Below are 13,481 nucleotides of genomic sequence, written 5' to 3' on the forward strand. Positions count from 1 at the left end.
AGAGAATAAAAATTAAATAGAAATAAAGAAAATGAATGTATTGAAACCCATATTAGTTGCTTTTGTTTTAAGCCTTACTACTATTGGAATTGCTCAAAGTAAAAAGCAAATACCCGAAGTGGAAGCTTTATTAAAAAAAATGACTATTGATGAAAAAATAGGGCAATTAAACTTATTAACTCCTGGAGGTGGTGTTGCCACTGGGTCTGTAGTGAGTGAAAATGTAGAAGCCAAAATAAAAGCTGGTAATGTAGGGGGACTTTTTGGAGTGGCTAGTCCTTCTAAAATGAAAATTGCTCAGGATATTGCAGTTAAGCAAACCCGTTTGCAAATACCATTACTTTTTGGGTCGGATATTATTCATGGATACAAAACAACGTTCCCAATTCCACTCGGACTTTCTTCTAGTTGGGATATGGATTTAATTAAAAGTACAGCACAAATAGCAGCAAAAGAGGCTACTGCAGATGGAATAAATTGGAATTTTTCTCCAATGGTAGATATTGCTAGAGATCCAAGATGGGGAAGAATAGCAGAAGGAGCAGGAGAGGATGCTTATCTAGGTTCTGCCATTGCTAGAGCTATGGTAACTGGTTACCAAGGAGATAACCTTACCGATGCTAATACAATGTTGGCTTGTGTAAAACATTTTGCATTGTATGGAGCTATTGAGGGAGGACGCGATTATAATTCGGTTGATATGAGTCGTGTAAAAATGTTTAATCAATATTTACCACCTTATAAAGCTGCCATTGATGCTGGTGCAGCAAGTGTAATGACATCTTTTAACGATGTTGATGGAGTTCCTGCAACTGGGAATAAGTGGTTGTTAACCGATTTATTACGAGATCGTTGGGGGTTTGAAGGTTTTGTAGTTTCAGATTATACTTCCTTAAATGAAATGATTGCGCACGGATTAGGAGATTTACAGGCAGTTTCTGCTTTGGCATTGAAGGCTGGTTTAGATATGGATATGGTTGGAGAAGGATTTCTATCGACTTTAAAAAAATCTTTATCAGAAGGAAAAGTTACCGAAGCTGATATAACAAATGCTTGTAGAAGAGTTTTAGAAGCTAAACATAAGTTAGGATTATTTGATAATCCATATCGTTACATTGATAATAGTCGCCCTGCAAAAGATATTCTTACGAAAGAGAATAGAGACGTAGCTCGACAAGCAGCAACACATTCGTTTGTTTTATTAAAAAATGAAAATAATGTGTTACCTCTTAAAAAGGCAACAAAAATTGCTTTAGTTGGACCATTAGCAGATAGCAGAAATAATATGCTTGGAACATGGGCACCAACGGGAGATGTTAAAAATGCAATAACTATTTTAGAAGGATTTAAAAATGTAGCTCCAAATGCAACCATAACATATGCAAAAGGGAGTAATATTTTAAATGATGCTGAAATGGCTAAAAAGATAAATGTTTTTGGTCCTCGTGTTGAAATAAGTAAAGAGTCTTCAGAAGCTTTATTAAATGAAGCTTTAGCTGCAGCCAAAAAATCGGATGTTGTAGTAGCCGTAGTTGGAGAAGCAACAGAAATGAGTGGAGAAGCAGCAAGTAGAACAGATATTACAATTCCAGATACTCAGAAAAAATTAATAAAAGCACTAGTTGAAACTGGAAAACCTGTTGTATTAGTTTTAATGAGTGGAAGACCATTAGCAATTCCAGAAGAATTTAATTTACCAGTGAGCATATTACAAGTATGGCATCCAGGAGTAGAAGCAGGGAATGCAGTTGCAGATGTAGTTTTTGGAAATTATAATCCATCAGGAAAATTAACTGCTACATGGCCTCGTTCTGTTGGACAAATTCCTGTTTACCATAGCATGAAAAATACCGGAAGACCAGCTCCAGCTTCTGAAGAGTTTCAAAAGTTTAAATCGAATTATTTAGATGAGAAAAATTCTCCTTTATTTCCTTTTGGATATGGATTGAGTTATACTTCTTTTGAATATGCTGATTTAAAAATTAATAAGGATAAAATTTCTCAGGGAGAGGCAGTAGAAGTATCTGTTACTTTAAAGAATACTGGGAATTTCGATGGGGAAGAAGTTGTACAATTATACTTACATGACGTGGTGAGAAGTATTACGCCTCCTAATCGCGAATTAAAAGGATTTAAAAAGGTATTTTTAAAGAAAAATGAAAGTGAAGAGGTAACAATTACTTTACAGCCTGAAGATTTAAAATTTTATAACTCTGATTTAGAATTTGTTGCAGAACCAGGAACTTTTGAAGTTTTTGTAGGTGGAGATTCTAATGCAAGCTTGAAAAAAGAATTTATTTTAGAATAAAAAAGAATTTATAATGAAGAAAACATACGTTTTATTTTTAGTAGGATTTTTATTTGTGACTATGCAAATAAAAGCTCAAGAACGTTTTAAAGACGTTGTTTTTAATACGGTGAAGTCAGAAACTTTTACGTATTCAGATACGCTTCAATTAGATTTTTACAGTTCAAAACAGGATATGTTAGCAAAAAAACCGCTACTTATATTAGTACATGGTGGCGGTTTTTCTTCTGGAAAAAGAGACAATCCAATGGAGAAAGAGTTTTGTAGAGAGATGGCAAAAAGAGGGTACGCTGTGGCTTCTATGAGTTATCATCTTACCAGAAAAGGAAAATCTTTTGGGTGTGATTATTCTTCAGAAGGGAAAATAGAAACCTTTGATTCGGTAACTAATGATATTCTTGACGCTACTGATCTTTTAATTCAGAAGTCAAAAAATCTAAAGTTTGATCCAAGTCAGATTGTATTAGTAGGAAGTAGCGCGGGAGCAGAAGCTGTTTTAAATACAGTCTATATGCCTAATAGTTCAAAAATTAAGTATGCTGGAGTTGTTTCTTTTGCGGGAGCGCTTGTAAGTTTAGAGCATTTAACCAAGGAGACTGCTATTCCTTCGGTTTTTTTCCACGGAAAGAAAGACAATTTAGTTCCTTATTACATTGCACCACATCATTATTGTAAACCTAATCAGCCTGGTTTTTTAACGCTATTTGGAGCTAAAGCAATTACAGAGAAACTTCAAAAATTAGGAGCTTCGTATTTGTTGGCAACAGATCCTGAGGGAAATCATGATTGGGCAAATTTAGCTTACAAATTCACCGATGAAATAGCAGATTTTATATCGAATGCAATAATTCATACAGAGCAAATTACATATAATCTTCAATTAGCATCTAAAAAATGAAAAGCATATCTAAATTAATACCTTTTTTAATTTTAGCTATTTTACTTACAAGCTGTAAGGAAAAAACTGATCAGGAAGAAAACAATTCGGAGGTTACATCAGGAGCAGAAAAGCCTAATATTTTATTTATAATGGCAGATGATCATGCTTTTCAAGCTATTAGTGCTTATGGTTCTGAAATAAGTAAATTGGCTCCAACTCCAAATATTGATAGAATTGCTAAAAATGGCGCAATTTTTAATCATACCTACTGTACAAACTCTATTTGTGGTCCAAGTAGAGCGGTAATTTTAACTGGAAAACATAGTCATATTAACGGTTTCAGGCAAAATGGAGAGCGCTTTGATGGAGACCAGCCTACCCTCCCAAAAAAGCTACAAACGCTAGGATATCAAACGGCTTTGGTTGGGAAATGGCATTTGTATGGATATCCACAAGGGTTTGACTATTGGAATATAATAGACGACCAAGGGCATTATTACAACCCTGATTTTGTTAAAATGGGCGATTCTATACAAATAGAAGGCTATGCAACAGATATTATAACAGAGGATGCGATAAGTTGGCTAGAAAATAAAAAAGTGGATAATAAGCCTTTCTTTATGATGTTGCATCATAAAGCACCGCACAGAAATTGGATGCCACCTTTACGTTATTTAACGGTTTACGATTCGATAAAATTTCCTTTGCCCGATAGTTATTTTGATAAACATGAAAGCCAAGTTGCTGCGCAACAGCAATTGCAAACTATCTATGACGATATGTATGAAGGGCATGATTTAAAGTTGAGTAAAAAGTTTGCTAGTACTGAATTGTCAAATAACCCATGGACAAACGATTTTGATAGGATGAATGCCGAACAAAGAAGAATTTGGGATGAAGCTTATCTGCCAAAAAATAATGCTTTTTGGGAAGCTAATCTCCACGGAAAGGCATTGGATGAATGGAAAGGACAACGTTACTTACACGATTATTTAGCAACGGTAAAAGCTGTTGATGATGGCGTTGGAAAAGTTTTAGATTACCTAGAAGAAAATGGATTGTCTGATAATACAATTGTTGTTTATACTTCGGATCAAGGGTTTTATTTGGGAGAAAAAGGTTTTTTTGATAAGCGATTTATGTATGAAGAATCGTTTAGAATGCCTTTTTTAATTCAGTATCCTAAAGCAATAAAACCAGGAACTGTGGTAGATGCTTTGACTCAGAATTTAGATTTTGCACAAACATTTTTGGATTATGCGGGGGGGAATGATTTAACAGAAGGTATGCAAGGAAAATCTATAAAGCCTTTACTAGAGGGAGCTGTTGAGGATGACGATTTTAGAGATGCCATTTATTATCATTATTATGACTATCCAGCTTTTCATATGGTGAAAAAGCATTATGGAGTAAAAACAAAGCGTTATAAATTAATGCACTTTTATGATGATATAGATACTTGGGAGTTTTACGATTTGGAAGAAGATCCAAATGAACTTCATAATGCCATTAATGACGAGGATTATGAGGAGGTAATAGCAAAATTACATGCTAGATTAAAAGAACTTCAAAAAGAGTACGGAGTTACAGAAAAAGAATTTGAGCAAGCATCAGAAAAGAAAATAGATAATAATTTCAAGAATTTTGATAGAATGCGTGGCACTCCAATTGAATAATTCAATCCCTCATAGCCTGTGCTGAGTTTCTGCATCAAATTGAATTGAAATTGTTTCCATTGGATACTTAGTGGGTTCCCTCCAAGATAATTTAATGTTCCATTAAGGACCGAAATAAATTAATTTGTTTTCTTTGTGTATCTCTAGTATTGTCTAGAAAAAGTTAATATTAAGCTTTAATATAAATAAAAATGAATAAAATTTTATCTGTTGTATTTTTTACTGTTTGTTCTTTGTTAAGTGCTCAGGATTTAAAAGTAATGACGTATAATATTAAATATGATAATCCTTCTGACACAGCCAATAATTGGCAAAGTCGTAAGGAATTTCTTATTTCTCAATTAAATTTTTATGCTCCTGATATTTTTGGAACTCAAGAAGGACTTCACAACCAATTAGAAGACATTCAGAGGGAGTTGAAAAACTATAAATACATAGGAATTGGAAGAGATCAAGGAGATACAAAGGGAGAATACTCTGCTATTTTTTATAATACAAAAAAGTATGAAGTTGAAAATGAAAGTACATTTTGGTTGTCTCCAACGCCAGAAAAGCCTTCTAAAGGATGGGATGCTGCTTTAAATAGAATTTGTACGTATGCTACTTTTAAGGACAAGGAATCTGGGAAAGAATTCTTGGTTTTTAACACACATTTTGACCATGTAGGTAACGTTGCGCGACTTGAAAGTTCTAAGTTGATTTTGAAAAAAATGAAAGAATTAAATCCCAAAAACCTTCCAGTAGTTTTAACAGGAGATTTTAATTTAGACAGTACTTCGGAAGGAGTTGTTGCTATCAAAAAAGAAATGCTCGACAGTCATTTAGAAGCTGGTGAAAATGCTTTTGGACCTGATGGAACTTTTAACGGATTTCATTTTGAGAAACCTGTAAAAAATAAAATCGATTTTGTATTTATCTCAAAAAACGATTTTTCAGTTTTAAAAAGTGGAATTTTAAGCGATTCTAAAAATTTAAAATATCCTTCAGATCATTTTCCTGTAATAGCATATTTAGATTTTAAATAGGATTAAGAAAATCATATTTAAAGAGGAATCATTATTTTTTCACTTTAAAAGAACCTGTGGTAGCATCAAAAGATATTAAATCTTCAGGAAAAAGATTTTGAAAACTTCCTCTTTCAATAAGTTGGCAAGGTTCTCCAAATGTAGATTTCTGAGTATCTAATATGAGCATTTTATCACATAATTGAATAGCCAATTCTATTTCATGTGTAGAAAATAGAATGGCTTTTCTTGTTTTTTGAGCAATGGTTTTTAGGAGTTTTAGAATATATGCTTTGTGGTAAATATCTAAGTGAGTAGTAGGTTCATCTAAAATAATAATAGAGGTATCTTGCGCCAAAGCTCTCGCTATCATTACACGTTGTAATTGTCCGTCGCTTAATTCAAAACACTTTTTATGTTTTAAATGTTCAAGTCCCACAAGACTAACTACTTCTTTTACTTTTTCTTGATCGGTTTGAGAGAGAATCCCAATCCAATTTGTATAGGGCTGTCTTCCTAAGGCAATAACTTCTAGAACGCTTAAATTTTTAGCAGGAATATGTTCGGTTAAAACAATACTTATTTCCTTTGCTAATTGAATTTCTGTATAGCTGCTAATCGGTTTATTTTTTAACAAAATTTCACCCGAAAGTTTAGGTTGAACTTTTGCTAAAGTTCGCAATAAGGTAGATTTTCCAATTCCATTTGCACCAACAATTGCAGTAAGTTCTCCTGCGGATAATTTAAAATTAATATCCTTGGCAATAATATTATTTCCTTTTTTAGAAGGATATCCTACCGCTAAATTTTTGGTTTGTAAAATGATATTTTGCTCTTGCGTATTGATGTTTGAATAAGTTTTAGATGAAGGAGTTATATTTAGTTAGCTGAAAAGTTAAAATGACTCCGAAAAAATGTAAGTAAAAGTATAAATATTTTCTGTAAACTCGATTATCGAGGTTTGATTGCTTTAAATCTTATCATTAATGTCCGAGTAAAAATACAAGACCGCTTCACTGTAAGAGAAAAGAACAAAGACTTAATCTTAACTATTACGAAAAGAGTAGTTTAAAGAAAAAAATATTAAACTCCTTTTTTTATTCATTTTTCTTAATTGCAAGGGGGCTATTTTAAAAACCTTTATTAACCCTGATATATGTGGAATGCAATAAATGCTGTCTGCTTTTATCGGACAACAATAAAATCTTATAATGATTTATCGAAATGCTTACACTTAAATTCCTCATTGAGGGCTTTATTTCCCAAAGCCTGTCCAGAGTTTACCAAAGGACTCTACGTTGAAATGGATTAAATTATTTTCATACTTTTTTCTAATGCCTTTTAAGCTTGCTTCAATAATAGGTTACTCTTTTTAAAAAATCATTTTTCGTTTACGTACCAAAAGCCATATTACCACAGGAGCTCCAATAATAGAAGTTATAGCATTAATAGGTAATGAATATTCACTTGTTGGTAGTTGGGCAATGGTATCGCAAAGGAGCATCAAAATTGCTCCAAATAAAATTGTTGCAGGTACTAAAACATGATGATTTTGTGTGTTAAATAACTGTCGGGTTAAATGCGGTACCGCCAAACCTATAAAAGCAATTGGTCCAGCAAATGCGGTAATACTCCCCGCCAAAAGACTTGTAGCAATAATAATTAAATATCTAGATTTTTTTAACTGAATTCCCATGCTTTGCGCATAGTTTTCTCCTAATAAAAGTGCGTTTAAAGGTTTTAGCACAAGAATTGTGATGATAATTCCAATAACAAATAGAATGGCAAGGAGCGCTAATTGGTTCCAGCTTAAGTTTCCTAAACTTCCAAACGACCAAAAGATATATTGTTGTAATTGATCTTTACTAGTAAAATAAGAAAGTACACTTACAACGGCTGTAGTAATACTCCCAAACATGAGTCCGATTATAAGTAGTGCCATACTATCTTTAATACTACTTGCAACAATAAATATGGCAAGGAGTACCAAAAAGCTTCCTATAGTAGCAGCAATAGCAATAGAAATACTATTTAATAAAAAACCACTAAAAATTCCTGCAAAAAGAGAAGATCCCATAATTAAAATGGCAACTCCCAAACTGGCACCAGAACTAATACCAAGAACAAAAGGGCCAGCTAACGGATTTCTAAAGAGGGTTTGCATTAATAAACCACTAATTGAGAGTCCGCTACCAACTAAAATAGCAGTAAATGCTTTTGGAAGTCTGTAATTTAAAATAATATATTCCCACGATTGTTTTTCTATTTGATTTCCTGTAAGAATATTTACAATTTCTTTTATAGGAATTTTAACCGAACCTAAACTTATATTTATCAGAAAAAAAACAACTAATAAAATAGCCAGTACGATAAATTGTAATCGGTATGTTTTTATTGAATTCAAGGTTTTAGAGGCTTAAAGAAAACGGGATTGTAATCTGATAAAATTTCGGGATGCAAAATATGAATTATATCTTTTAAAACAAGATCTGGTCTATTTGGAGCTAGTTCATAATAAAGTAAACCGCCCGTAGCGCCCGCTGTTAAACTATATGTATAAATGTTTTTGTTTTTATAAGCATCAAATTGCGTGTAATGGATATTACTTTCTTGCAATTGATTATAACTTGTAAATTGCCCAGGACCAATCCAGTAATCGGTAGTTTTTGCTTTTGCTAAAACACTTTCAAAGTTTAAAGATAAACTTCCACTCCCAAAAGAATCTTTCCAAATATAATTGGCATTCGCATCTTTTAAAAAATGAGCAACCCAGCTCTCTCCTGCTGGAGCATACCAAATATCTTTAAACATAGAACCACTTAAAACAGAAGGTGTTTTCTGAGCTTTAGAAGCCAGTTCTTTTGCTTGGTTATAAGATTTTGCAATGCTATTAAAAATGCTGTCGGCTGCTTTTTGCTTATTAAAAAAAGCACCAAAAAATTTAATCCATTCTGCTTTTCCTAAGGGAGTGGCCTCAACCCAATCGCCATTATACACTACAGGAGTTCCAGAATTTATAATATTTTCATAGGTTTTATTTTCGCCTTCAACAGTAAAACCCATTACTAAATCGGGTTCAAGGTTTATTAGAACTTCGGTATTTAAAGACTCATTAAGCCCTAAATCCTTTACTTTTCCAGCTTCAATTTTTTCTCTAATAGGTTTTGAAGAAATATAATCTGTTCCAGGAAAACCAATTAAAGTATTTTCTATTCCTAGTGCTTCAATAGAAGGAATATGAGTGGTAGATGTAGCCACCATGCGTTTAACCGGAATAGGGATTACAGCATCATATTTAGAGGCATCAAGGGTAATTGTTTTAAAATTTTCTCTTGAAATTAAGGCATATGTAAAGGTTTTATTAGCACTTGGCCAAGGAGCATTTACTTTTACTACAGTTATTTTTTCATGTTTTTCAATGGTAAACCCTTTTGCATACTTAATAGGAAGAGCGTCAAATTTTTCCTTTTGTTTGACTACATTGTTTGTGATTTGAGTGTTTTTTTTGGGAGTTTCTTTACAAGCCCAAAATAGTATAAAGGTTAGGAATAATATTTTTTTCATTTATAGGTTCTTAAGTATTGGTGTCAGAAAAATTCAGCAATAAAATTAAGATTAATATATCTTTCTGATGGTAAGCTTAAGGAAAATGTTTAATTTCGTGCCGAATTTATGGTTTTAAATCTGTTGTCAACAGGTTTAAATTAAAAGGGAATACGGTGAAAAACCGTGGCTGTTCCCGCAACTGTAAGCTTTATGCCAAATTTGTTTTTGGTGTCTTTTAAAAAGGTAAGATTATTTTTTAAAAGTATAGTATTGACTACTAGAAACCACTGTTTCAAATTGAAATGGGAAGGTGAGATACTATAAAAGCAAGCCAGGAGACCTGCCAAAATTCAAATTTTAGTTATGTCAAACTTTCGGGATAAAGGTTTGCGTATGGGTAAACTCATACTTTTTTCCCTTTATAAAAATTTAGAATGAACAAAAGAATTTTTTCTCTTTGTGCACTAGGATTTGTATCTACATTGGCCATTGCACAAGAAAAAACGAATGCCCAACAGGATGAAGACATCCAAAAGTTGGAAGAAGTAGTAGTATCCGATTCGCGATTTTCATTAAAGCGCGAGCATTCAGGAAAAACAGTAATTAAAATTTCTCAAGAAGAACTACAGCGTAATCAAGGGCGTTCTGTAGCTGAAGTTATTAATACCAAAAGTGGAATTGAAATTAATGGAAGTAGAAGTAATGCTGGTCAGAATTTATCTTACTTTGTTAGGGGAGGAAACAACCGACAAGTATTAGTATTGATAGATGGAGTACAAGTAAGTGATCCTTCACAAATTGCCATGGACTTTGATTTACGTTTGTTAGATCTTAACCAGATAGAATCTATTGAGATTGTAAAAGGAGCAGCGAGTACACTTTATGGAAATAGAGCGGCTACAGCGGTAATTAATATTACAACTAAAAGCGCAGGAAAGAATAAAATAGGAGCTAATTTTGAGAGTAGTATTGGCTCTAATCAATCTTCAGAAGAAAACGATTATAACTTATCTGATTTCTCTAATAGAGCATCTGTAAATGGAACTTTAGGGAAATTTACTTATTTAGCTGGTTTTGGAAATCAATATACAAACGGACTTTCTGCAGTTATAGGAGAAGAGAAAGACCCTTTTAATAGAGTTAATTCTAATATTAATTTAGGGTATACATTTTCAGATCATTTTTCATTTAAAGTATTAGGATATTACGATAAATTTAAAGCTGATTTTGATAGTTCATCTCCACAAATGGATACCGATGATTATTCTGAAAGCGAACAATTTCGAGTAGCTATAACACCAGAGTATACTTACAAGAACGGAAGTGTAACTTTAAATGCTTCTTACAATACTATTGATAGAGATATTTATTCTGCATATCCAAGTGCATATGAAGCCAATAGTACAGTGGTAGATTTATTTAATAAATACAATTTTAGCGATAAATTCTACACAATAGTTGGGTTAAATTATATTAAAAGTGAAGCAACTTTAGGAGCTGAAACAGATTTTAATATGACCGATCCGTATGCTAATGTTGTTTGGGTGTCCGATTTTGGTTTAAATATGAATGTAGGTGGACGTATGAATAACCATAGTGACTATGGAAGTAATTTTACCTATAATTTAAACCCATCTTATACTTTAAAATTTACAGATAGCTACTTAAAATTTTTAGGGTCTTATAGTACTTCGTTTATAGCGCCAACATTATCTCAACTTTTTGGAGCTTATGGTGCAAATCCAGATTTAGAGCCAGAAGAAGATAGAACTTTAGAAGGAGGAATGGAATATAATACCGATAAATTTAGAGTTAGCGGAGTGTATTTTAACCGATATGAAGAGAATTTTATTAGTTATACTGACATAGGATATTCTAATTCTGAAGAAGATTTTACAGTAAATGGAGTGGAGATAGAAACTACAGTAACTCCAATAGAATCTTTAATTATAGATGCCAATTATACATTTACTGAAAATAGAGATAAAGTGTCTTTACGTATTCCTAAACATAAAGTAAATGCTGGAATTCAGTATGAATTATTGAAGAAAACTAACTTTGGACTTCAATATCAATTTACAGGGAAACGATTAGATATTCAGTACAATCCAGATTTTACTTCTGAAAATGTAGAATTGGATGCTTTTTCTTTACTAAATTTTAATGTAAATCATCAATTCTCAAACAAATTTACGGTGTTTCTTAATCTGGATAATATCTTCAATGAAGAGTATGCAGAGCTTGTAGGATATACTACAAGAGGAAGAAATATACGTGTAGGATTTAGGTTAGGTTTGTAGAAAGTTCGGGGGTTAATTGAGGGAACATCCCGAACTTTTGTTTTGTTGTTAACCAAAAAAGTCTCAGATTTTCTGAGACTTTTTTTATGTTATGAAGCTTAGTTTGTATTACTTCAGTCTATATAAATCGTAATTTGATATTTTTCTATATGGTAAGAAATCATTAGAACTTTTTAGAGTTTTAATATTTAAATCATCTGAAAATTTACGCTTTAAAGATTTAGCGCTAACTCCAGTAATTTGTTCAATTGCAGTAGCTAAAAGAGGTTCATTGATATCTCCTAAAGTTCCTAAATCTCCTAATACTTCAAATTTTTCAATATCTGGAATTAATCCAGTGGTAAAGTCAGAAAAACCATCAGCATTTTCATTAGTCCCTACTAAAGGTTGTAAGGCATATTTATGATTTGGATTGGCATTAGCCAAAGAGTTTTCACCTGTATATGCATATGGTGTAGCTCCACTTGGATTGTCTATCAAAGTAATTGAAAATTCGTTTTTACCTACTGTTGTATCTCCAATATGAATTACTTGAATCCAAGGATCTAAACCATTTATTAATAATTCACTAGCAGAGGCGCTATCGTCAGTAGCAATAATATATACTTTCGATAAGTTTAGGCTGTTTAGTGCAGTACCATCTATATTATCTACAAAATTATTATTTTCATCAAAGTCGCTCCATTTTGAATTCCATGTAGCCTTGGAGAATAAACTTCCTGTAAATTGCCCTGTAATTAAACTTGCTAGTCTTGTAGAAGAAGTTACAGAGCCTCCAGGATTATACCTTAAATCTATAACAAGTTCTGTAGCACCACTAGATTTAAACTGACTAAAGGCATCATTTAACTGTTCATCAAAATCGGCTACAAATTGATTATACATTAAATAGCCAATTTTTGTTCCATTTACATCTAAAGTTTTATGGATGTGAATAGGATTTTCTGTAAGTTCACTTTTATTAAGTTCTACATTCACATTATTTGCTACTACTTGATTATTTTCAATGTTAGCAAAATTCATTGTATATGAATCTGAGTCAAAAAGCGAAAAATTACTTTCAGTAATTCTACCTTGAGAATCTGTAACGGCATATAATTCCGTTCCGTCAATAGCATAAAAAATATCTCCTCTTTTTATTCCTTTAACATCAGCATCACTACCATTGACTACGTATCTAACAACACCAATAACTTTAGTACCTCCTTCAGGAGGTCTAGTTACAACAAATTGAACACCATTAGTTTTAGCAACCCCAGAAAATGAATTAAATAAATTATTGTAATCACTTTCTATGTAACTAAATCTATCTTTAGACGATAAAACATTAGAAAATAAACCTTCTGGAGTGTCATATCCGTTTAGAAATTCATAATAAGAGTTGGTATTGTCATCTTTAGAGTCTGCAAGATTGCCAACTTCAGACTGCCATAGATACCAAGAATTCATAGACTTCCATACAAAGTCATTAACATCACTCTCTAAAGTTATTTCTTCGCCACCGCCACCGTCTGTAGCATCATCATCTTTACTACAACTGTAAGAGAAAATTAGTACAAAAAGTAAAGCCCATCTTAGTTTAAATAGGTGTTTCATTTGTTATTTTTTAAAAAATTATCTGGTTTCATTTTAATATGTACTGCCTAAGCAACTCTAAAATATCAAAATCCATTCCAGTTTATAATTAGCGTTATAAACGTAATATTACTTACATTTATTGAAATATAAAATTTTTTAAATAAGAAAACTCTGCCTTGCGACAGAGTT

Annotated in this window: 9 protein-coding genes and 1 riboswitch; of the genes, 5 read left to right on the forward strand and 4 right to left on the reverse strand. The window is 32.3% G+C overall.

All coding sequences use genetic code 11. The annotated features are described in order from the left end of the window. The first annotated feature begins 31 nt into the window (after positions 1-31). The 4 genes from bglX to AC13CQ_RS04935 all read left to right on the forward strand — a co-directional run bounded on the left by bglX (position 32) and on the right by AC13CQ_RS04935 (position 5,889). A complete protein-coding gene (gene bglX, locus AC13CQ_RS04920; RefSeq protein ID WP_474506675.1) occupies positions 32-2,308 on the forward strand; it encodes a beta-glucosidase BglX in 2,277 nt (758 codons plus the stop codon). Positions 2,309-2,321: 13 nt separating this feature from the next. Further along, complete coding sequence (locus tag AC13CQ_RS04925) at positions 2,322-3,206, forward strand: alpha/beta hydrolase (RefSeq protein WP_474507675.1); 885 nt, start codon at positions 2,322-2,324, stop codon at positions 3,204-3,206. Continuing rightward, positions 3,203-4,864 (forward strand): sulfatase family protein, encoded by a 1,662-nt coding sequence (locus tag AC13CQ_RS04930; RefSeq protein ID WP_474506673.1) that lies wholly within the window; start codon positions 3,203-3,205, stop codon positions 4,862-4,864. The genes AC13CQ_RS04925 and AC13CQ_RS04930 overlap by 4 nt, the downstream gene beginning before the upstream one ends. Before the next feature lie 191 nt (positions 4,865-5,055). Then, a complete protein-coding gene (locus tag AC13CQ_RS04935; RefSeq protein ID WP_474506672.1) occupies positions 5,056-5,889 on the forward strand; it encodes an endonuclease/exonuclease/phosphatase family protein in 834 nt (277 codons plus the stop codon). 31 nt (positions 5,890-5,920) lie between these two features. On the opposite strand, the gene AC13CQ_RS04940 is transcribed toward AC13CQ_RS04935, so the two are convergent. From AC13CQ_RS04940 to AC13CQ_RS04950, 3 genes are all read right to left on the reverse strand, one after another. Continuing rightward, on the reverse strand, positions 5,921-6,715 hold the full coding sequence (locus AC13CQ_RS04940; protein WP_474506682.1) for an ABC transporter ATP-binding protein: 795 nt from the start codon (positions 6,713-6,715) through the stop codon (positions 5,921-5,923). Positions 6,716-7,240: 525 nt separating this feature from the next. Then, entirely contained in the window at positions 7,241-8,272 is a 1,032-nt protein-coding gene (locus AC13CQ_RS04945) for a FecCD family ABC transporter permease (protein ID WP_456867415.1), read from the reverse strand. Next, entirely contained in the window at positions 8,269-9,432 is a 1,164-nt protein-coding gene (locus AC13CQ_RS04950) for an ABC transporter substrate-binding protein (RefSeq protein WP_474506671.1), read from the reverse strand. Before AC13CQ_RS04950 ends, AC13CQ_RS04945 begins: the two co-directional genes overlap by 4 nt. 92 nt (positions 9,433-9,524) lie before the next feature. After that, positions 9,525-9,775, forward strand: a riboswitch (cobalamin riboswitch). A gap of 73 nt (positions 9,776-9,848) precedes the next feature. Here AC13CQ_RS04950 and AC13CQ_RS04955 point away from each other — a divergent pair. Continuing rightward, positions 9,849-11,714 (forward strand): TonB-dependent receptor plug domain-containing protein, encoded by a 1,866-nt coding sequence (locus AC13CQ_RS04955; RefSeq protein ID WP_337900008.1) that lies wholly within the window; start codon positions 9,849-9,851, stop codon positions 11,712-11,714. A gap of 108 nt (positions 11,715-11,822) precedes the next feature. Here the strand turns inward: AC13CQ_RS04955 and AC13CQ_RS04960 are convergent, their stop codons facing one another. Then, positions 11,823-13,310, reverse strand: a complete 1,488-nt coding sequence (locus tag AC13CQ_RS04960) for a S41 family peptidase (RefSeq protein ID WP_008613912.1) — start codon at positions 13,308-13,310, stop codon at positions 11,823-11,825. Positions 13,311-13,481 lie beyond the last annotated feature (171 nt).

Source organism: Galbibacter sp. L-19 (genome assembly GCF_056857615.1).